Consider the following 17,833-nt stretch of genomic DNA (forward strand, 5'->3'; position numbering starts at 1 on the left):
CCGAGCGCGTCGCCAGAGCAAATGCGAAGCGCTCAGCCATCCGCTCGGCAGTCGAACACGTCTTTGCCGGGCAGAAGCATCGCATGGGCCTGATCGTGCGCACCATCGGCATTGCCCGCGCCCGCATCAAGATCGGCATGGCCAACCTCGCTTACAATTTCCAGCGCCTCACTTGGCTCGAGGGGCGAAGTGTGCCCGCATAACGCGAAAACGGGGTTCAGAGCGGCGCTCCAGTCTTGAAACCCAAGAAAATCAGAGGATCAACCAACCGAAAACGGGGCTCACCAACCCCTCGCTGGCCGTCACGTCCCTATCCTGCCAAAATCAGACGGTTCTTCGAGGTGTCCATCTTACGCGCAGCGTGGCATATTTACATCATTGTCAGCTGTGCTGATCGAGCTCGTTACCCGTCAGTGTGACGACATGGAGCAGGTTGGTGGCACCAGGCGTGCCGAAGGGGACACCCGCGAGCGCGACAAGGCGCGAACCCGCCGAACCGAAGCCATGGCGCAGCGCCATGCGCTTGCCCTTGGCGATCATCTCCTCGAAGCTGCCGATGTCCTTGGTGCTGACGGCATGTGCGCCCCATAGCAGGCCGACCTTGCGGGCGGTCTTCTGCGAGGGAGTAAGCACGAGCATCGGCACACCGGGGCGTTCACGCGCGACGCGGCGCGCGGTTGATCCGGAGCCGGTGAAGACGATGATGCCCGCAATCGGCAGCGTGTTGGCAATGCTTGCCGCGGCCTGTGCCAGAGCGTCGGCAGTCGTCGGGTCGGGCAGCGTTTCGATGAAGTGGACGCGCGCGCCATAGCCGGGATCGGCCTCCACCTGCGCGGCGATGCGATGCATGATCGTCACCGCCTCTTCCGGCCAGGCACCTGCAGCCGTTTCGGCCGAAAGCATGACGGCGTCGGCGCCATCGTAGACGGCGTTAGCGACGTCGGACACTTCGGCGCGGGTCGGCGTCGGCGCCTCGATCATTGATTCGAGCATCTGCGTGGCGACGACCACCGGCTTGCCTTGGCGGCGAGCGCTTTCGACGATGCGCTTCTGTAGCGGCGGCACTTCTTCGGGGTTCAGTTCGACGCCAAGGTCTCCGCGCGCAACCATGATCCCGTCCGAAAGCTCGACGATCTCTTCCAGACGCGAGATTGCCGCAGGCTTTTCGATCTTCGCCATCAGCGAGCCGTAGCCGCCCATCAGGCGGCGGGCTTCGGCAACGTCCTCGGGTCGTTGCACGAACGACAGCGCGATCCAGTCGGCCCCGTGCTCGACTGCGAACGAAAGGTCGCGCCGGTCCTTCTCGGTCAAGGCAGGCACCGGCACCACGGCGTCAGGTACGTTGACGCCCTTGCGATCAGAAATGACGCCGCCGACTTCCGCCGAGCAGAGGATCTCGTCCATGTCCGCCCGGATCACGCGCAGGCGCAGCTTGCCGTCGTCGACCAGCAGGCGCTGACCCTTCTGCAGAACCCCGAACAGTTCGGGATGCGGCAGCTGAACGCGGGTTTCGTCGCCCGGCTCGGGATTGCGATCGAGCGTGAAGTGCCCCGAATGGCGAATCACCGCACGGCCTTCCTTGAACTTGCCGACGCGCAGCTTCGGCCCCTGCAAGTCACACAGGATCGTGATCGGGCGGTTCATCTTCTTCTCGAGCGCGCGGATGTTGGCGATCGTCTCGGCATGGATGGCGTGCTCGCCATGGCTCATGTTCACGCGGAAAGCATCGGCTCCTGCGCGGTACAGCTTCTCCAGCATTTCCGGCTCGCGGCTGGCAGGACCTACCGTTGCGAGGATCTTCACCTTGCGTCCGCGAGGATCGAGCTTGGCCACGGCTTTGGTACTCCTTATGAAACTTCGCGATGCGCTATGGCCCATGCCATTTCAAAACCCAAGGAACATTACAGTGGATACGAATGCAATCGATGCGCTGCCCGATTCCGTAGCGGCCGCCGCCTTCCGCCGCCTGGTGAAGCACCTCCAGCACCGCCACGATGCCCAGAACATCGACCTGATGGGGCTTTCCGGCTTCTGCCGCAATTGCCTGGCCGACTGGATCATCGAGGGTGGCTTCGAAGGCGACAAGACCGCCGCGCGCGAAGTGATCCACGGCCTTCCCGCAGCCGAATGGAAAGCCCGCTATCAGAGCGAGGCAACGCCTGAGCAGCTCGCCCGCATGGCCGAGAGCGTAAAGAAGAACGCGGGATCACATTAATCCCCGGACTATCCACAGGCCCGGTTTTGCCCGAATCCGGTCGTGCGTCTATCAGCCGCGCGATCTGATTCACCCGAATACCTGGAGACTTTCCCGATGGCCGAATCCGCCGACGACCGCCTGCGCCTTCTGATCGAGCGCATCGAACGCCTCGAAGAAGAAAAGAAGGGCATCGGCGACGACATCAAGGACGTCTACAGCGAAGCCAAGTCCACCGGCTACGACGCCAAGATCATGCGCCAGATCGTCCGCCTGCGTAAAATGAAGCCCGACGACCGCCGCGAAATGGAAGCCGTGCTCGAAACCTACAAGAACGCGCTGGGCATCGACTGATGCCTCCGGTCAACGGTTGACTGGACGACTGCCCACAAGCTGCTAGCCTCGCTGATACAACAGGGAGGCCAGCATGCTCGTATCTACCACCAGCCTGATAGAAGGCCGTCCGGTACAGCGTTATCTCGGAGTAGTGACCGGCGAAGTGATCCTCGGCGCGAACATCGTGCGCGACATTTTTGCCTCTATCACCGATATCTTCGGGGGCCGCTCGGGCAAGTACGAGGAAGTGCTCTCACGCGGGCGTGAACAGGCGCTGCAGGAACTGGAGGCCAAGGCCCACGCCCTGGGCGCAAACGCCGTGATTGGCGTCGACATCGATTACGAGACCATTGGCGCCCGCGGCTCCATGTTGATGGTCAGTGTCAGTGGAACCGCTGTGGTGCTCTGAGGCATGCTGCTGCGAAACGTGATCGCAACGTTGCTTGCTGCCCTAAGGATGTGGGGCAATCCGGTAGTGTGGGTTGCGCTGTTCGTTCTGGTAATCGGAATGATTGCGCGCGCCCGCACGGGCCTCGCTTTCATGCCGGGCATCGGATCGAGCCAGCTAGAGACAGCGTTCCCATTTCTGGCGGCTCTCGGCGCCTATCTCGTCTTCCTCGCCATTGCTCTCGTGCTCGTCTCGCAACTGACGGCGCAAGAGATGTCGAGGCAAGCTCCGCTCTGGGGATCTGCCGGAGGAACCTTTCTTCTCGCCATACTTGCAGTCACCATATTCATTGCCGTCGGTGCCTCGCTGGCAAACAGGGCGGGCTTCAACGGGTCGTGGATGGATGTTGTCGGAGCCGTTGGCGAAGCCCTGATCATGCCGGGCTACGTTCTCATCTTCGCCAGACTGGATGGTGACGCAGATCTCGGCATCGGCGATACGGTGCGCTCCGTTCATGTGATTATTGCAGCGCTGATTGTCATTACACTTGGTATCGTGTTGCAGTCCGTCATACCGAAGGTTGACGTGGCCAAGGGACTGATTCCGTTGCTGCCATCATTCACCCTGACCGCAGTCGTCACCATGACCCAATTGCTGATCGCCTGTTCAACCGGCCGCGCCTTGGCTCATCAAAGCCCGCCCGAAAGCGCATTCCGCTAGGGCTCACCCCGCCAGCAATGCCGCCGTCAGCATGATTGCGTTAGAGGCGATGTGGTTGAGAATCGATCCGGCAAGGCCGATGCGCACCCGCATGTAGCCGAACATCACGCCCGACCATAATTGGGGCAGAACCATCGGCACCGCCACGAGTGTGATCGTAGGATAGTTGAACAGGTGCATCGCGGCGAAGATTGCCGTCGTGCAATAGAACAGCGCGGGAAACGCGCGCACAAACGCTGCCGGAACGTCCGTCCGTCGCCGCAGTCGCCACCAGACGATCGCTGCCACGACAACCGTCGCCAGCAGGATGCCACCGCCGACCAGCGGCTTGCCCCTGCCGAGTGCAGCGAACAGTACCAGCCCGGCCAGAATCACGGCCATGAGCCAGAGCGCACGCCGCGTCCCGCTCATCCAGCCGCGAAAGAACAGCTCCTCCAACACCGGCCCGAGCAGCACCGCGCCTCCCCACAACGCAAGCGGCCCCAGCCCTTCGAAAGCATTCGGCGGAGAAAGCGCAAAGGCCTTCTGCCATGCCGCGACCAATGGCATCACGACCAGCGCCAGCACGCCGATCTGGAATGCCGCCAGCACCAGCCAGCGCGGAATCGCACCATCGGCTTGCAATCCCGATGCCTGCATCGGTGCGGGTCGGCGAAGAAAGGCGAGAAGTTCGGCAAGTGTGACGCGGATCATCCGCCACTGATGCCCGCAAAATGTTGCCTGCGCCACACCGATTGCCGGAATGCCGTGTCTCGGCTAGGGGCACATCAGACTCAGACCCGCAAGAAGACGGACCATGGCAGGCCATTCCAAATTCAAGAACATCATGCACCGCAAGGGCGCGCAGGACAAAAAGCGCTCTGCACAGTTTTCCAAGCTCAGCCGCGAAATCACCGTGGCTGCCAAGATGGGCCTGCCCGATCCGGACATGAACCCGCGCCTGCGCGCCGCTGTCAACGCGGCCAAGGCCCAGTCCATGCCCAAGGACAACATCGCCCGCGCCATCGACAAGGCGTCCAAGGGCGAAGGCGATAACTACGAGGAAGTGCGCTACGAAGGCTACGGCCCGGGCGGCGTCGCGATCATCGTGGAGGCCCTGACCGACAACCGCAACCGCACCGCAACCAATATCCGCACGGCCTTCTCCAAGAACGGCGGCAACCTTGGTGCCTCGGGCGCGGTGAGCCACGGCTTCGAACGCCTCGGCCTGATCGAATACCCCGGCAAGGTGGGCGACGAGGAAAAGGTCCTTGAAGCCGCCATCGAAGCGGGTGCCGACGACGTCGAATCCGATGCTGGCGATGGCGACGAGAACCCGGGCAGCCACCAGATCTGGGTCGCGATCGAGAATCTGCACGAAGTCGCCCGCGAACTCGAAAGGACTCTCGGGGAAGCCGAAGGCGTCAAGCTCGCATGGCGCCCGAACATGAAGACCGAAGTCTCGGCCGACGACGCCGCCACGCTGCTCAAGCTGATCGACGTGCTTGACGATGACGATGACGTCCAGACCGTCTGGGGCAACTACGAGATCCCCGACGAAGTGATGGAAAAGCTGGGCTGATGCACAACGCGGCGGCAGCCTTGCGCTTTGCCGCCGCACTTGCCGTGCTGCTGGTGACCGACGGGTCGGTGGCGAAGCCTGCCCGCACTCGTCCCTCACCACCCGCCAGTTCATGCGCTGACGGCGAACGCGTGGTCTATTCCTGCCGCTTCGGCATGAAGATCGGCAGCATCTGCCTCGGCCGCAATTCGCTCCACTACCGTTTCGGGCGTCCCGGCCGTCCGGACATCACCGTGTCCAGTTCGCCGGACTGGAGCAACATCCACACCGGCGGCAACCGCAGCCAGGGCGGGCTCAATCAGGATTATATCCGCTTCACCAACGGCAAGACGCACTATGTCGTCCATGTCGATGAAACCGGTTCGCTGAACGAGAACCCCGGCATTGCATCGTCCGGTATTGAGGTGCTTGAGGGCGAAACCGGATCGGCCACCCTCGCCAGCCTGCGATGCAAGTCTGCTGCGCGCTTCAACGCAAAGGCCTTCTTCGACCTTAACCGGTCCGCCCCCGCAGCATGGAACGGCGCAGAAGTCCCCGGCGGCCCTTTCGAGATGATCTACTGAACCATGATGCCACTTGCCATAAAGGCGCTGCTCTCGGGCATCCTCATCGCCATCATTTCGGAAATTGGCCGAAAGCTCCCAACAGTCGGCGCTCTCGTCGCCTCGCTGCCGCTGATCTCGGTGCTGGGGATGGTGTTCCTGTGGAATGCCCGCCCCGATCCTGAGAACATGGCCATCCATGCCGAGGCGACCTTCTGGTACGTGCTGCCCAGCCTCCCGATGTTCCTGCTTATCCCGGCCATGCTGCGCCATGGCGTATCGTTCTGGATCGCGCTCGTTGCGGGCTGCCTGCTGACTGTGCTGCTCTACCTTGCGATGATGCACCTGGCCCCGCGTTTCGGACTGAAGCTCTGACATGATCATTCTCGGGATAGACCCCGGCCTCACCGTCACCGGATGGGGCGTCATCGCCAAATCGGGCAGCCGCCTCAGCCACGTCGCCAACGGCCAGATCCGCACCGACAACAAAGCGACGATGGCCGAGCGCCTCGTTGAACTCGATTCCGCGCTCGCCGCCGTGATCGACATCTACAAGCCCGACAGCGGGGCGGTCGAAGAGATCTTCGTCAACGTCAACCCGCAGTCCACGCTCAAGCTTGGGCAGGCGCGTGGCGTCGCCATGGTCGCCGTGGCGCGCTCGGGCATCCCGGTGGCGGAATACCCGACCAAGGTCATCAAGAAGGCGCTGGTCGGCACGGGCGGTGCGGAAAAGCAGCAGGTCCAGCACATGCTCAAGATCCTGCTCCCCGGCGTGCACCTTGCGGGCGAAGACGCTGCCGATGCCCTCGCCGTGGCGATCACCCACGGCAACATGCTCGGCAGCCACCGCTAGCGGAACAACTGCGGCCAGTCGGCGTATCGACCGGATGGACGCACTGAACGACAGATTGAGCGACGAGGACTGGATGGCGCGCGCGAAGGAGCTTGCCGTCTCGCGCAAGGGAACCGATCCTGCCAATACCCCGATCGCCGCAATCATCGTGCGCGATGGGCAACTGCTCTCGCACGGCGTCAACCGCACCGCCGAACATTGCGATGCCACCGCCCACGCCGAAGTCATGGCGATCCGCGCCGCAGGCAAGTCCTCAGGCGAAATGCGCTTTCCCGGCGCGACGCTCTATTCCACGCTCCAGCCTTGCGGCATGTGCACGATGGCTTCGATCTGGGCCGGCATCTCGCGCATCGTCTATGGCGCTGGCCGCGACGACGTGCACGAGATGTACTTCGAGGACCGCCACCTCTCGACGCTGGATTTCGTGGCAGACGCCTACAAGGACGACCTGACGCTGACCGGAGGCGTCCTCGCCCACGATTGTGCGAAGCTCTACTACCGACCATGGGACGACGTGCCTGAGGACAAACAGGCCAACGACTGACGCCCATCCACAGTTTTTGCCCACGGATTTGGCGCGAGTAGGCTCTGGCCATGGTGAATTGTTCCTGCCATAGGAACAAACCATGATCGCCAAGCTCACCGGCATTCTCGATGACACCGGGCCCGATTGGGCCGTGATCGACGTGAACGGCGTCGGCTATCTGGTGCAGTGCTCGGCCAAGACGCTCACCCACCTCGGCATCCGGGGCGACAAGGTCGTCGTTCACACCGAAATGCAGGTGAGCGAGACCGACCAGCGCCTGATCGGCTTCACCAGCGCCGGCGAACGCGCCTGGTTCCGCCTGCTTACCGCCGTGCAAGGCGTCGGCAGCAAGGTCGCGCTGGCCATCCTCTCGGCCCTGTCGATCGAAGAACTTCAGCGCGCCTGCGCCCACGGCGACAGCGCCATGGTCGCCCGCGCCAACGGCGTCGGCCCCAAACTCGCCAGCCGCATCGTCAACGAGTTGAAGGACAAGGCGGGTGGATTGGCAGGCTATGCTTCGCCGGTCGGCATGGCCGGCGGCGAGGTATTCACCCCACCCCCGGGCAACGCCAGCGCCGACGCCGTCTCCGCCCTGCAAAACCTCGGCTTCAAACCTGCGGTGGCCAGCAGCGCCGTGGCCGCCGCGGTCAAGGAAATGGGCGAGGATGCGGGGCTGAACGATCTGGTGCGGGTGGCGCTTAAGAGGGCGGCGGGGTGAGCCTATGTTCGGTTGGTTCAGAAGGCTGCTGGGCTCATTGGAGACACCCGACGGCGAAGTTGGGCAGTTTGTGAGAATACATCTCCATGCTGCGTCGAGCTCAGCCGACCACTGGCATGTGGTAGAGCTGGATTATCTGCTGAACGACCTCCAAAGTAGGCTTGGGATTGAAGGGGAAGTCCGGCCTCCGATTTTCAAGGAAGATGCAGTCTCAATTTTGATTTTCGGTGACGATGCCGAAACCATGTATCGCCTCATTCGGCCGGTGTTGCGACACAAGTCTATGACAAGAAATGCACGTATCGAGCTGATTGGTCCCGAAAAGCAGGTCCGAAGCATTCATTTCGCGAATTAGGCTTCTCTACGAATGCTCTTCCAAACTTTTGCCATCACACCCCCAACACGGTATGATCCAGCCATGACCGATCTCAGCTTCTCGCTTCCCTCGTCGCTCGAAAGCCGCCTGCAGCAGCGGATAGCTGAGGGCGGTTATGCCGATGCCGGAGCTTACCTGCGCGATCTGATCAAGCGCGATCTCGACGAAGCGGCGGACACGGCTTGGGTCCGCCAGATGATCGAAGAGGGAGAAGCTTCCGGGTACATCGAGCGTGACGCACGCGAAGTGCTTCGGGAAATCGTCGAAGAGCGCCGCGCCCGGCGTGCCTAGGATTATTCTGAGCAGGGCTGCCCAACGCGACCTGAGTGAGATCATCGAGTATGGCGAAGCGGAGTTCGGTGCGGCTGCCGCAGATGCTTATAACGATGAGATCGAGGAACGCTTTGAACGCCTTGTCGATCATCCGCTGATTGGCGAAGCAAAGGACAGCTGGGGCGAAGGCGTTCGCCAATTGCCATGCAACCGGCATCGCATCATCTACCGCGTCCTTGGCAATACCGTGCGGATCATTCGCATCCTGCATCACTCCCGCGATGTCCAGAAGCATCTGAAACCATGACCGATAACCCCCTCCTCTCCGCCGCCTCGCAGATCGAGGATCAGGATGCCGCGCTGCGGCCCAAGACGCTGGCCGAGTTCGTGGGCCAAGCGGCGGCCAAGGACAATCTGCAGGTCTTCATCGAAAGCGCCAAGATGCGGCGCGAGGCGATGGATCACGTGTTGTTTTTTGGGCCTCCGGGCCTCGGCAAGACGACGCTGGCGCAGATCATCGCGCGCGAACTCGGCGTCAATTTCCGCGCTACCTCCGGCCCGGTCATCGCAAAGGCGGGCGATCTTGCCGCGCTCCTGACCAATCTCGAACACGGCGATGTCCTGTTCATCGACGAGATCCACCGCCTCAATCCCGTGGTCGAGGAAGTGCTCTATCCGGCGATGGAAGACCGCGCGCTCGACCTCATCATCGGCGAAGGCCCCTCGGCCCGCTCGGTGCGGATCGACCTGCCACCCTTCACCCTGATCGGCGCGACCACGCGGCAAGGCCTGCTGCAGACCCCGTTGCGCGACCGCTTCGGCATCCCGGTGCGCCTGCAGTTCTACTCGGTCGAGGAACTCGAACGCGTTGTCGCGCGCGGAGCCAGCCTCATGGGGATCGGCATCGACAAGGGCGGCGCCACCGAGATCGCCCGCCGCTCGCGCGGCACCCCCCGCGTCGCCGGACGTCTGCTGCGCCGCGTGCGCGATTTCGCGCAAGTGGCGGGGGCGGAGAAGATCACGCAAGCAATTGCCGACAACGCGCTGACCCGGCTCGAGGTCGACAAGATTGGCCTCGACCTGCAGGACCGCCGCTACCTCACCATGATCGCCGATATCTACAAGGGCGGCCCGGTGGGCGTGGAGACGCTGGCGGCAGGCCTGTCCGAACCGCGCGACACGATCGAGGAAGTGATCGAACCCTACCTCATCCAGCTCGGCATGATCGCCCGCACGGCGCGGGGGCGGTGCCTGAATGATCGGGGGTGGCAGCACCTTGGCCTCACCCCGCCGACCGGCTCCACGCCCTCACTCTTCGACCAGCCGGAATAGCTCCTCGACGGGTTTGCCCAGCGCTGCGGCAAGCTTCAGCGCGATGACCGTGGAGGGGATGAAGACCTCATTCTCGACCGTGTTGATGGTCTTGCGCGATACCCCGATTGCTTCGGCGAGTTGCCCCTGAGTCCACCCTCTGCCTTCGCGAGTTGCCTTGAGGTTATTGGTGAGTCTCTCAGGCAAGCGCGTCACGCTCCAGGCGGACGAAACGCATCGTGGCGACGAACAATCCAGCGAGGATGACCATGCGCAACGCAAAGACCGAGGGCATTGCGGTCAGCGAGGCGACAACCGCTCCGGCAATCGCGGTGGCCATCGCTGCGGAAAAGCCCCATTCCAGCGCCTCGGCCCGGTTCGCCCGCGTCACTTCATCATTCGACAGGCGCCGTGCCACCGGGTCGCGCAGCCACATGCCGCCGGTGCGCAGGATCAGCAGCATGACGAGCGCAAGCGCCAACCAGGCGAAGTGCCCGACGTATTCGACGGTGCGCTGGGGCATGTCGACAGGCGGGCGCGCGGACTGGGCGGCAAAGATAATCATCACCGCCGTCATCACGCGCACGCGCCGCGCGCTCAGACGATCGGCGGCTTCGGCAGAATCGGACATTGCTTGGCACTCCCGGACGTTCTGTAACTTCAAGGTTACATGTAACCTGTAGGTTACCCGCCGTCAACTCGAGCCTTCATCCTCCCGCCCCATTCGGTCCCATTCTGGCACAGAGTTAACCGCTGCACCGATCCGGTCCCGTTTTCGGGCAGATTCAAGGCTTACAAGAGGGTTAACGGCATTGCTCCAACCCTGCCCATCTGCGTTCCTTGATCGGTAAGGAAGGGTCAGCAGAGCATTAACCCGCTTCTGATAGCCCTCCGTCAGGAACGAGAACGGAAGCAACGATCATGTCGGTTCGGATGGCATTGGCAAAACTGGCAGCGGCGGCCGCAGGCGGCGCGATGCTCGGCGGCGGTGCGGTGCACGTGTCGGAAGCTCCCTCCAAGGGTGAGATCCACCACGTCAAGCCGATCAAGGTCAAGACGACCAAGCCCGCCAAGCGCATTGCCCAGCGCGCGGCCAAGCGGGTCGTTCACCGCGCCCGCCGCGTGGTGACGACCACCACGACCAAGACCTGCGAACCTGCGCAGCAGATGGCAATGGTGCCAGTGCCCTACATGCCGCCCATGCCCCCGCAGCAAACCGGATCGACCGGCGGTGGTGTGCCGGTGGTGATCGGCGGCGGTGGCATCGGCGGATTCGGCGGAGGCTTCTTCGGCGGGTTCTTCGGCGGCAGCAGCGGTGGTGGCGGCGGAAGCGTCGTCGTCTCCTCGACCAGCACCGGCTCCACCTCCACCTCGGGCGGATCGACCTCGTCGTCGACCTCGGGCGGCTCGACCTCGACAAGCTCTGGCGGCATCACCAGCTCCACCACAACCGGCGGCGTATCCACCTCGACCGGCGGTGTTTCGACGTCGACCTCGACCTCGTCGGGCAACGTCAGCACTTCGAGCGGCTCCGTCAGCACGTCGTCGGGCAATGTCAGCACCAGCTCGGGCAACGTCTCGACCTCAAGCGGGAACGTCAGCACCTCGTCCGGCAACGTCAGCACGAGTTCGTCGACGTCCACGTCCTCGGGCAACGTTGCGTCGAGCTCGTCGACGTCGTCCTCGACATCGAGCAGCACCAGCAGCTCGACCTCGTCGTCGACCTCGTCCTCCACCTCGACGTCGAGCGGGGCGACCACAAGCTCGAACGGCGGCACGACCACGTCGTCCACCAGCAGCGGCACCGAAGTGCCCGAGCCTTCGATGGTGATCCTGTTTGGCGCGGCCGCGGCGGCTCTCGTTGCGCGGCGGCGTTATGGGAAGCAGGCAGCAGCCTGAGCACCAGTTCTCTCCCCGCTGCGGCGGGTGACGAGAAGGGCGGCGTCCGGGGGGAAGCCGCCCTTTTTGCGTATCAGATTGCTTGGAACGTTGCGGTCAGGACCTAATCGCAGCCACCATCGCCGCAATCGCCGCTGCCGGCATCGGTGGCCCACCACATTCCGCCCGCACTATCGCCGGATTCGCGACGCCTTTCCGGCGCCTGAGCCTGCGGCTTGAGCGCGATAAGCGCGAGCCCCAGCACCACAGCAACGATAGCCACGAAACCCCAGAACAGCGCTGGCATAAGCTGATCCCTCCGTCCGGCGGAAAGATTGCGCGCAATGACAGGCCGCGTCAAACGGCGATTGCGTCAGTGCTGCAGCATGCCGCCTGCGTACCAGCCGAGTGCGCCGCCCAGCCCCACGATCTGGAGGAAGGCGATGGTCTTGAGCTGGCCGACGAAGGGCTGCTTGCGGGTCTTGTGCCGGAACACGCGCCGCGCCAGGAACGCACCCGGCGTGCCGCCCAGGAAGGCGCCCATCAGCAGGCTGGATTCGGGCGTGCGCCAGGTGCCGCGCAGTGCCGCGCGCTTGTCGAACCAGAACGCCGTGAAAGTGTGGAGGTTGACCAGGGCCAGCCACGCCCCCGCCATCGTCAGCAGCGGCAGGTCAGCCAGCGCTTGACGCACCGGTTCCATCCTGGACTTTGGCTACCATGTCCATGAAATCGCGCGCCGCATCCCGATCCGCAGCATCCTTGAACGCCACGTCGAGATCGGGCGCGCTGCCCAGCATGTGCAGCAAGGTCCACAACCCGAACCGCCGCGCGCGGTCCTTCTCCAACCCGAAATCCACCAGCATCCGCTCGATCCCGGCTTCGAGCACGGCGGGCGTGGTGGCGGCAAGATCATCGGTGCCGAAATAGCGGCGGAGCTGGTCGTCTAGTTCCATGGGGGAGCGGTAGTTGAGTGTCTCGGACGGTGCAAGGCGTGGTGCTATGATCCGGCTTGCGCCGGATGCCCGCCCCCAGCCCCTCCCACCTGCGGGAGGGGGGGGCAAGAGGTTGCGCACTCGCCGTCAGGCGAGCCGACGCGAGAAGCCATGCTTTGAACTCAGATCATCTTGGCCTGATCACGCGGCGTAAACTTTGAAGGATCTGAAGAATTAAAAGGAGCGCGAGGGGCTATGCCCCTCGCATCAATCCCTCCTTACTTGTTCAACTCCGCCAAAATCACTCCGCCGCAATCCCCGCGGCGCCGAACATATCAACATCCACCTCGACCGGCGCTTCCACATTCGCCGCCGACTTCGCACTCCGGCGCTTGTCGAAGCTCGACCACACCGTGTTCCAGTCGCCCTTGGTGGCGGCCTTCGAGTATTCCGTGGCGCGGGTTTCGAAGAAGTTGGCGTGTTCGACGCCGTTGAGCAGCGGGGCGAGCCACGGCAGCGGGTGGTCTTCGATCATGTAGATCGCGGGCAGGCCGAGCTGCGACAGGCGCCAGTCGGCGATGTAGCGGATGTAGCGCTTGATTTCCTTGGCGCTCATGCCCGGGACCGGGCCCTGTTCGAAGGCGAGATCGATGAAGGCGTCTTCGAGGCGCACCGTCTTCTGGCAGCAATCGATGATGTCTTCCTTCACCGCCTTGGTCAGGCAGCCGCGCTCCTTGACGAAGGCGTGGAACAGGCGGGTGATGCCTTCGCAGTGGAGCGATTCATCGCGGACCGACCACGAGACGATCTGGCCCATGCCCTTCATCTTGTTGAAGCGCGGGAAGTTCATCAGCATGGCGAACGAGGCGAAGAGCTGCAGCCCTTCGGTGAAGCCGCCGAACATGGCGAGCGTGCGGGCGATGTCCTCGTCGGTATCGACGCCGAAGGTCTGCAGGTAGTCGTGCTTGGCCTTAAGCTCCTCGTATTCGAGGAACATGCCGTATTCGCTTTCGGGCATGCCGATGGTGTCGAGCAGGTGCGAATAGGCGGCGATGTGCACCGTCTCCATGTTGGAGAAGGCGGCGAGCATCATCTTGACCTCGGTCGGCTTGAACACGCGGCCGTACTGTTCGTGGTAGCAGTTCTGCACTTCCACGTCGGCCTGGGTGAAGAAGCGGAAGATCTGCGTCAGCAGGTTGCGCTCATGCTCGGAAATCTTCTGCGCCCAGTCGCGGCAATCCTCGCCCAGCGGCACTTCTTCCGGCATCCAGTGGATCTGCTGCTGGCGCTTCCAGAACTCGTAGGCCCAGGGATATTCGAAGGGCTTGTAGGTGTTGCGGGCTTCAAGAAGGGGCATGGGCGGTGTCCTGTGCTGATTCTGTCAATGTAAGGTGTGCGGAGGCCGGGCGAAAGCGCGCGGGGGGCCTTGGCCGGGGATAGTGGCAGGGTTTTCCACGCCCAAGAATCGTGCCCTTTGGGGCAGGAACGCTCGGGCTGGCGATGAGGGCCATCGTACTGGCGCGAAGGGCCGCCGCGGGCCGGAACGGGCGGGGCTGCGAACGGTTGGATGGGCAAGGGCAGGCGAGAGGCCTTGCCCGCTCAAACCCAATGAATTCGCAGGAGAATTGCCATGGGCGAATATGAACCGAACGACTCGCGCAACGTGACCGGTGCCAATGCCGGGGAACGCCAGCAACAGCAGATGAACCAGTCGACCGACGGCGGCATGCGCAGCCCCGGCGGCTCGGATCAGCAGATGGGCGGCGATCGCTGGAGTGGCGATTCCGGCTCGGGCCAGATGGGCCAGCACGGCGACGCCCAGGGCCAGCAGTCGCAGTTCGAGAGCGACAGGCAGAGCGGCGGACAGGACTGGTCCTCGCAGATTCGCGAGCACATGGAAGTGATTGGCGCCGACGGCACGCATGTCGGCACCGTCGACCACATGGACGGCCACCGCATCAAGCTTACCCGCCGCGACAACGACGCCGGGCATGAGGGCGGAACCCATTCGGGTCACCACCATTATCTCTCCAGCGGGCTGATCGCCGGCGTGGAAGGCGACAAGGTTCGCCTCTCTGCCAACGGTGATGTTGCCTGGGGCATGCTCGAAGAAGAATAAGTCCGGCAAGGCAGCGAGGCATTTCCGCTGTCCGACCGACCAACCGGTTCCGGACTGCAAGAACGTCCCGCCCCCTTCGGGACCAGGTCGTGCCACGCGACCGGAGAGCGCTCCGCCGAAAGGCGGGGCGCTTTTCTTTTCTGGCTGGGTGCGACCCTGACATCCGTCAGGGGCTTGCGGCTCCGGCCCGCCCCTGACGGATGTCAGGGGCGTACCAATCAAAGACTCGACTACTTCCAAAACCAGCCGGGCTTTGCCTTCCGATCCTTGCGATTCTTCCACATGGAAAAGTACATCCACAGGCCCGAGATGCTGAAGAACAGCAGCGCCAGCCCGGTCATCAGCGAGATCGCGGTGCCTACGGGTCCGAACTCCTCGCCCGAATGGAGGTGATGGAACCAGCCGACCAGCGACTTCATCCCGCCCGGAGGCGCCTTGGGACGGCACATCATGGTTTCCGGGCAGACGAAGCCTTGCGGAACCGGTGGAGGCCCCGCCTGCTCGCCCGCAGGCCAGAGCGCCGTCACGTGGCTGGCGACGCCAGTGAAGGCCATCCAGATCATGAAGACCCCGAAGAACACCGTGATCCAGCGGTGCCACTTGCGCATGAAACGAACCCCTTTGATAATGCGAATTGATCGCAAGATTAGACAAAGCCGCCTTAGCGGGCCTGCCTGGGATCGTGCAAGCACAAGTCTTGTCGCGGATTGTCGCAGCGAAACGCCAGCCGCAAAGTGTCGCGGGGTGTAACAAGGCCCTGCTGTTCGGCAGCCGTCTGGACGTCTCAAGACGTGCGTTGGCTGCCGAACATGGCATGAGCGCTCTCAGGCGTCGAAGGTTGCTGGCGCCACCATCACTGGCAGGCCAGGCATTCCTCGTAGTCGGTCTCGCCGGCCGAGAGCTCGATCTTGGGGGCCTCGGCGGTGTTGTCCGCCTCGACACCACCGGCGAAGCCTGCGCGCTGGACCGACTTAGAGCGGAGGTAGTAGAGCGACTTGATGCCCTTCTCCCACGCCTGGAAGTGCAGCATCATCAGGTCCCACTTGTCGACATCGGCCGGGATATAGAGGTTCAGCGACTGGGCCTGATCGATATAGGGCGTGCGGTCTGCGGCAAATTCGAGCAGCCAGCGCTGGTCGATTTCGAAGCTGGTCTTGTAGACCGCCTTTTCCTCCGGCGAGAGGAAATCGAGGTGCTGGATCGAGCCGCCATGTTCGAGGATCGAGTTCCACACGTTGGTGGAATCCTTGCTCTTTCCGGCCAGCAGTTTCTGCAGATAGGGGTTCTTGACCACAAACGAGCCCGAGAGGGTCTTGTGCGTGTAGATGTTGGCCGGGATCGGCTCGATGCAGGCAGAGGTGCCGCCGCAGATGATCGAAATCGACGCGGTGGGAGCAATCGCCATCTTGCAGCTGAAGCGCTGCATCACGCCCATGTCGGCAGCATCGGGGCACGGTCCCCGCTCCTGCGCCAGCACCAGCGAAGCCTCGTCAGCTTTGGCGGCGACGTGCTTGAACATCTTGAGGTTCCACGCCTTGGCCATCGCGCTTTCAAAGGCGATGCCCTTGAGCTGGAGGAAGGAGTGGAAGCCCATCACGCCCATGCCGACCGAACGTTCGCGCATGGCCGAATACTTGGCGCGAGCCATCTCGTCGGGCGCGCGATCGATGTAGTCCTGCAGCACGTTGTCGAGGAAGCGCAGCACGTCCTCGATGAAGCGCTTGTCCGCGTTCCACTCGTCCCAGGTTTCAAGGTTGAGCGAGGACAGGCAGCAAACCGCAGTGCGATCGTTGCCGAGATGGTCGCGGCCCGTCGGCAGGGTGATTTCCGAGCAGAGGTTCGAGGTCGAGACCTTGAGGCCCAGATCGCGGTGATGCTTGGGCATCATGCGGTTCACCGTGTCGTTGAACACGATGTAGGGCTCGCCCGTGGCAAGGCGGGTTTCGACTAGCTTCTGGAACAGCGAGCGCGCATCGACCGTGGCGCGGACAGAACCGTCCTTGGGGCTGCGCAGGTGGAATTCGGAACCGTCACGCACGGCTTCCATGAATTCGTCGGTCAACAGCACGCCATGGTGGAGGTTCAGCGCCTTGCGGTTGAAGTCACCCGAAGGTTTGCGGATCTCGAGGAATTCCTCGATTTCCGGATGGCTGACATCAAGGTAGCAGGCGGCTGAACCACGGCGCAGCGAGCCCTGGCTGATCGCCAAGGTCAGCGAATCCATCACGCGGACGAAAGGAATGATGCCGCTGGTCTTGCCGTTTAGGCCGACAGATTCGCCGATGCCGCGGACCTTGCCCCAATAGGTGCCGATGCCGCCACCACGCGAGGCGAGCCAGACGTTCTCGTTCCAGGTGGCGACGATGCCTTCGAGGCTGTCGTCAACCGAGTTCAGATAGCACGAGATCGGCAGGCCGCGGCCGGTGCCGCCGTTCGAAAGAACCGGCGTTGCGGGCATGAACCACAGCTTCGAGATGTAGTCGTAGAGACGCTGGGCGTGATCCTGATCGTCAGCATAGGCATCGGCCACGCGGGCGAACAGATCCTGATACTTCTCGCCGGGCAGGAGGTAGCGATCGTCGAGCGTATCCTTACCGAAATCGGTCAGGAGCGCATCGCGGGAATCGTCGGTGACGATGGTGAAGCGGCGCGGATTGACCTTCTTGGAATCGCTGACCGGCGCAGCCGCGACGGCCGCTGCCGCAACGCTTGCCGCCATGCCCGCCACGAGAGCCTCGCTGCCTGCATCCTTGCTGTTCATGTCGAGTGCCTTCGCCTCACCGGCAGAAGCCGGGGCGCCTGCAAGCGCCAGTTCGTCCTGCGCAACCACGGAGCCGTCTCCAGTCCTGAAATCCACGTCGCAACCCCCGTTCGCAGGCCCGGCAGCCTTGCGGGCCGGGCCTAAATCCACACTCGAATCGGGCGATATCCCGATCCTACAGGAGACGGAACGAAAGTGGAACGATTATGTCCCGCAACGCCCTGCCCCGAAAACGCCTGATCGCAGCCTTGATGCCCTGAGCGCAGGCAAAGCGTTGCCAATGCGCGCAAAACACGCCCAAGCGCTCTAAACTAGGTTTAGAGGTCCCCCTGAAGCCCGACCACA

At 63.1% G+C, this 17,833-nt stretch carries 27 protein-coding genes and 1 pseudogene; 17 read left to right on the forward strand and 11 right to left on the reverse strand.

Annotated features, from left to right (window positions below; all coding sequences use genetic code 11):
• Positions 1-203, forward strand: a pseudogene (locus IQ25_RS07160) (IS5/IS1182 family transposase); the annotation flags it as partial.
• A gap of 178 nt (positions 204-381) precedes the next feature.
• Here the strand turns inward: IQ25_RS07160 and pyk are convergent.
• Entirely contained in the window at positions 382-1,833 is a 1,452-nt protein-coding gene (gene pyk / locus IQ25_RS07165; RefSeq protein ID WP_181447200.1) for a pyruvate kinase, read from the reverse strand.
• A 43-nt stretch (positions 1,834-1,876) separates the two neighbouring features.
• Between pyk and IQ25_RS07170 the strand changes: the two genes are divergently transcribed.
• The 4 genes from IQ25_RS07170 to IQ25_RS07185 all read left to right on the forward strand — a co-directional run bounded on the left by IQ25_RS07170 (position 1,877) and on the right by IQ25_RS07185 (position 3,638).
• Positions 1,877-2,215 (forward strand): DUF1244 domain-containing protein, encoded by a 339-nt coding sequence (locus IQ25_RS07170; RefSeq protein ID WP_144904273.1) that lies wholly within the window; start codon positions 1,877-1,879, stop codon positions 2,213-2,215.
• A gap of 96 nt (positions 2,216-2,311) precedes the next feature.
• Positions 2,312-2,548, forward strand: coding sequence for a DUF2312 domain-containing protein (locus tag IQ25_RS07175; protein WP_144904275.1), 237 nt, complete (start codon positions 2,312-2,314; stop codon positions 2,546-2,548).
• Positions 2,549-2,621: 73 nt separating this feature from the next.
• Complete coding sequence (locus IQ25_RS07180) at positions 2,622-2,939, forward strand: heavy metal-binding domain-containing protein (protein WP_144904276.1); 318 nt, start codon at positions 2,622-2,624, stop codon at positions 2,937-2,939.
• A 99-nt stretch (positions 2,940-3,038) separates the two neighbouring features.
• Positions 3,039-3,638 (forward strand): hypothetical protein, encoded by a 600-nt coding sequence (locus tag IQ25_RS07185; RefSeq protein ID WP_144904278.1) that lies wholly within the window; start codon positions 3,039-3,041, stop codon positions 3,636-3,638.
• Positions 3,639-3,641: 3 nt separating this feature from the next.
• Here IQ25_RS07185 and IQ25_RS07190 read toward each other — a convergent pair whose 3' ends face one another.
• A complete protein-coding gene (locus IQ25_RS07190; RefSeq protein ID WP_144904280.1) occupies positions 3,642-4,331 on the reverse strand; it encodes a CPBP family glutamic-type intramembrane protease in 690 nt (229 codons plus the stop codon).
• Between the two features lie 103 nt (positions 4,332-4,434).
• Between IQ25_RS07190 and IQ25_RS07195 the strand changes: the two genes are divergently transcribed.
• From IQ25_RS07195 to ruvB, 10 genes are all read left to right on the forward strand, one after another.
• Positions 4,435-5,199, forward strand: a complete 765-nt coding sequence (locus IQ25_RS07195) for a YebC/PmpR family DNA-binding transcriptional regulator (RefSeq protein WP_144904282.1) — start codon at positions 4,435-4,437, stop codon at positions 5,197-5,199.
• The gene (locus IQ25_RS07200; protein WP_144904284.1) at positions 5,199-5,762 is read left to right on the forward strand and encodes a hypothetical protein; all 564 of its coding nucleotides are present in this window, start codon (positions 5,199-5,201) and stop codon (positions 5,760-5,762) included. Before IQ25_RS07195 ends, IQ25_RS07200 begins: the two co-directional genes overlap by 1 nt.
• 3 nt (positions 5,763-5,765) lie before the next feature.
• Positions 5,766-6,116: a DUF3147 family protein gene (locus tag IQ25_RS07205; protein WP_144904286.1), complete on the forward strand. Its 351-nt coding sequence runs from the start codon at positions 5,766-5,768 to the stop codon at positions 6,114-6,116.
• 1 nt (position 6,117) lies between these two features.
• Positions 6,118-6,594 (forward strand): crossover junction endodeoxyribonuclease RuvC, encoded by a 477-nt coding sequence (gene ruvC / locus IQ25_RS07210; RefSeq protein WP_144904288.1) that lies wholly within the window; start codon positions 6,118-6,120, stop codon positions 6,592-6,594.
• 34 nt (positions 6,595-6,628) lie between these two features.
• On the forward strand, positions 6,629-7,138 hold the full coding sequence (locus tag IQ25_RS07215) for a nucleoside deaminase (RefSeq protein WP_246415709.1): 510 nt from the start codon (positions 6,629-6,631) through the stop codon (positions 7,136-7,138).
• Between the two features lie 82 nt (positions 7,139-7,220).
• Positions 7,221-7,838, forward strand: a complete 618-nt coding sequence (ruvA, locus tag IQ25_RS07220; protein ID WP_144904290.1) for a Holliday junction branch migration protein RuvA — start codon at positions 7,221-7,223, stop codon at positions 7,836-7,838.
• A 4-nt stretch (positions 7,839-7,842) separates the two neighbouring features.
• The gene (locus IQ25_RS07225; protein ID WP_144904292.1) at positions 7,843-8,193 is read left to right on the forward strand and encodes a hypothetical protein; all 351 of its coding nucleotides are present in this window, start codon (positions 7,843-7,845) and stop codon (positions 8,191-8,193) included.
• Positions 8,194-8,256: 63 nt separating this feature from the next.
• Positions 8,257-8,505, forward strand: coding sequence for a ribbon-helix-helix domain-containing protein (locus tag IQ25_RS07230; protein WP_144904294.1), 249 nt, complete (start codon positions 8,257-8,259; stop codon positions 8,503-8,505).
• Positions 8,498-8,794 carry a type II toxin-antitoxin system RelE/ParE family toxin gene (locus tag IQ25_RS07235; protein WP_158637705.1) on the forward strand — a complete coding sequence of 99 codons (297 nt, stop codon included), beginning with the start codon at positions 8,498-8,500 and terminating at the stop codon, positions 8,792-8,794. The genes IQ25_RS07230 and IQ25_RS07235 overlap by 8 nt, the downstream gene beginning before the upstream one ends.
• A complete protein-coding gene (gene ruvB, locus IQ25_RS07240) occupies positions 8,791-9,819 on the forward strand; it encodes a Holliday junction branch migration DNA helicase RuvB (RefSeq protein WP_144904298.1) in 1,029 nt (342 codons plus the stop codon). Before IQ25_RS07235 ends, ruvB begins: the two co-directional genes overlap by 4 nt.
• Here the strand turns inward: ruvB and IQ25_RS07245 are convergent.
• The 3 genes from IQ25_RS07245 to IQ25_RS21330 form a co-directional block, all read right to left on the reverse strand.
• On the reverse strand, positions 9,796-10,005 hold the full coding sequence (locus IQ25_RS07245; RefSeq protein ID WP_144904300.1) for a helix-turn-helix transcriptional regulator: 210 nt from the start codon (positions 10,003-10,005) through the stop codon (positions 9,796-9,798). The genes ruvB and IQ25_RS07245 overlap by 24 nt on opposite strands.
• Positions 9,998-10,429, reverse strand: coding sequence for a hypothetical protein (locus tag IQ25_RS07250; protein ID WP_144904302.1), 432 nt, complete (start codon positions 10,427-10,429; stop codon positions 9,998-10,000). The genes IQ25_RS07245 and IQ25_RS07250 overlap by 8 nt, the downstream gene beginning before the upstream one ends.
• A 556-nt stretch (positions 10,430-10,985) precedes the next feature.
• Entirely contained in the window at positions 10,986-11,603 is a 618-nt protein-coding gene (locus tag IQ25_RS21330) for a hypothetical protein (RefSeq protein ID WP_258536975.1), read from the reverse strand.
• Positions 11,604-11,607: 4 nt separating this feature from the next.
• Between IQ25_RS21330 and IQ25_RS21335 the strand changes: the two genes are divergently transcribed.
• Positions 11,608-11,697, forward strand: coding sequence for a PEP-CTERM sorting domain-containing protein (locus IQ25_RS21335; RefSeq protein WP_258536976.1), 90 nt, complete (start codon positions 11,608-11,610; stop codon positions 11,695-11,697).
• 103 nt (positions 11,698-11,800) lie between these two features.
• On the opposite strand, the gene IQ25_RS07260 is transcribed toward IQ25_RS21335, so the two are convergent.
• The 4 genes from IQ25_RS07260 to IQ25_RS07275 all read right to left on the reverse strand — a co-directional run bounded on the left by IQ25_RS07260 (position 11,801) and on the right by IQ25_RS07275 (position 13,965).
• The gene (locus IQ25_RS07260; RefSeq protein WP_144904306.1) at positions 11,801-11,983 is read right to left on the reverse strand and encodes a hypothetical protein; all 183 of its coding nucleotides are present in this window, start codon (positions 11,981-11,983) and stop codon (positions 11,801-11,803) included.
• Between the two features lie 66 nt (positions 11,984-12,049).
• A complete protein-coding gene (locus IQ25_RS07265) occupies positions 12,050-12,367 on the reverse strand; it encodes a DUF1294 domain-containing protein (RefSeq protein WP_338112219.1) in 318 nt (105 codons plus the stop codon).
• The gene (locus tag IQ25_RS07270) at positions 12,348-12,629 is read right to left on the reverse strand and encodes a hypothetical protein (RefSeq protein WP_144904308.1); all 282 of its coding nucleotides are present in this window, start codon (positions 12,627-12,629) and stop codon (positions 12,348-12,350) included. Before IQ25_RS07270 ends, IQ25_RS07265 begins: the two co-directional genes overlap by 20 nt.
• Positions 12,630-12,909: 280 nt before the next feature.
• On the reverse strand, positions 12,910-13,965 hold the full coding sequence (locus IQ25_RS07275) for a ribonucleotide-diphosphate reductase subunit beta (protein ID WP_144904310.1): 1,056 nt from the start codon (positions 13,963-13,965) through the stop codon (positions 12,910-12,912).
• A gap of 537 nt (positions 13,966-14,502) precedes the next feature.
• On the opposite strand from IQ25_RS07275, the gene IQ25_RS07280 reads away from it, so the two are divergent.
• Entirely contained in the window at positions 14,503-14,727 is a 225-nt protein-coding gene (locus tag IQ25_RS07280; protein ID WP_246415729.1) for a DUF2171 domain-containing protein, read from the forward strand.
• A gap of 230 nt (positions 14,728-14,957) precedes the next feature.
• On the opposite strand, the gene IQ25_RS07285 is transcribed toward IQ25_RS07280, so the two are convergent.
• Together IQ25_RS07285 and IQ25_RS07290 are read right to left on the reverse strand one after the other, a co-directional pair.
• The gene (locus tag IQ25_RS07285; protein ID WP_258536978.1) at positions 14,958-15,419 is read right to left on the reverse strand and encodes a PepSY domain-containing protein; all 462 of its coding nucleotides are present in this window, start codon (positions 15,417-15,419) and stop codon (positions 14,958-14,960) included.
• A gap of 161 nt (positions 15,420-15,580) precedes the next feature.
• Positions 15,581-17,584 carry a ribonucleoside-diphosphate reductase subunit alpha gene (locus IQ25_RS07290; RefSeq protein ID WP_144904315.1) on the reverse strand — a complete coding sequence of 668 codons (2,004 nt, stop codon included), beginning with the start codon at positions 17,582-17,584 and terminating at the stop codon, positions 15,581-15,583.
• Positions 17,585-17,833: the final 249 nt, after the last annotated feature.

It is taken from the genome of Novosphingobium taihuense (genome assembly GCF_007830315.1).
Classification (GTDB): Bacteria; Pseudomonadota; Alphaproteobacteria; order Sphingomonadales; family Sphingomonadaceae; genus Novosphingobium; species Novosphingobium taihuense.

What these genes read in the sequence shown, in the direction of transcription:
- IQ25_RS07170 (WP_144904273.1), top strand. Translation starts at nt 1,877, where the DNA reads ATGCCATTTCAAAACCCAAGGAACATTACAGTGGATACGAATGCAATC.
- IQ25_RS07175 (WP_144904275.1), top strand. Translation starts at nt 2,312, where the DNA reads ATGGCCGAATCCGCCGACGACCGCCTGCGCCTTCTGATCGAGCGCATC.
- IQ25_RS07180 (WP_144904276.1), top strand. Translation starts at nt 2,622, where the DNA reads ATGCTCGTATCTACCACCAGCCTGATAGAAGGCCGTCCGGTACAGCGT.
- IQ25_RS07185 (WP_144904278.1), top strand. Translation starts at nt 3,039, where the DNA reads ATGATTGCGCGCGCCCGCACGGGCCTCGCTTTCATGCCGGGCATCGGA.
- IQ25_RS07190 (WP_144904280.1), bottom strand. Translation starts at nt 4,331, where the DNA reads ATGATCCGCGTCACACTTGCCGAACTTCTCGCCTTTCTTCGCCGACCC.
- IQ25_RS07195 (WP_144904282.1), top strand. Translation starts at nt 4,435, where the DNA reads ATGGCAGGCCATTCCAAATTCAAGAACATCATGCACCGCAAGGGCGCG.
- IQ25_RS07200 (WP_144904284.1), top strand. Translation starts at nt 5,199, where the DNA reads ATGCACAACGCGGCGGCAGCCTTGCGCTTTGCCGCCGCACTTGCCGTG.
- IQ25_RS07205 (WP_144904286.1), top strand. Translation starts at nt 5,766, where the DNA reads ATGATGCCACTTGCCATAAAGGCGCTGCTCTCGGGCATCCTCATCGCC.
- ruvC (WP_144904288.1), top strand. Translation starts at nt 6,118, where the DNA reads ATGATCATTCTCGGGATAGACCCCGGCCTCACCGTCACCGGATGGGGC.
- IQ25_RS07215 (WP_246415709.1), top strand. Translation starts at nt 6,629, where the DNA reads ATGGACGCACTGAACGACAGATTGAGCGACGAGGACTGGATGGCGCGC.
- ruvA (WP_144904290.1), top strand. Translation starts at nt 7,221, where the DNA reads ATGATCGCCAAGCTCACCGGCATTCTCGATGACACCGGGCCCGATTGG.
- IQ25_RS07225 (WP_144904292.1), top strand. Translation starts at nt 7,843, where the DNA reads ATGTTCGGTTGGTTCAGAAGGCTGCTGGGCTCATTGGAGACACCCGAC.
- IQ25_RS07230 (WP_144904294.1), top strand. Translation starts at nt 8,257, where the DNA reads ATGACCGATCTCAGCTTCTCGCTTCCCTCGTCGCTCGAAAGCCGCCTG.
- ruvB (WP_144904298.1), top strand. Translation starts at nt 8,791, where the DNA reads ATGACCGATAACCCCCTCCTCTCCGCCGCCTCGCAGATCGAGGATCAG.
- IQ25_RS07250 (WP_144904302.1), bottom strand. Translation starts at nt 10,429, where the DNA reads ATGTCCGATTCTGCCGAAGCCGCCGATCGTCTGAGCGCGCGGCGCGTG.
- IQ25_RS07260 (WP_144904306.1), bottom strand. Translation starts at nt 11,983, where the DNA reads ATGCCAGCGCTGTTCTGGGGTTTCGTGGCTATCGTTGCTGTGGTGCTG.
- IQ25_RS07270 (WP_144904308.1), bottom strand. Translation starts at nt 12,629, where the DNA reads ATGGAACTAGACGACCAGCTCCGCCGCTATTTCGGCACCGATGATCTT.
- IQ25_RS07275 (WP_144904310.1), bottom strand. Translation starts at nt 13,965, where the DNA reads ATGCCCCTTCTTGAAGCCCGCAACACCTACAAGCCCTTCGAATATCCC.
- IQ25_RS07280 (WP_246415729.1), top strand. Translation starts at nt 14,503, where the DNA reads ATGGAAGTGATTGGCGCCGACGGCACGCATGTCGGCACCGTCGACCAC.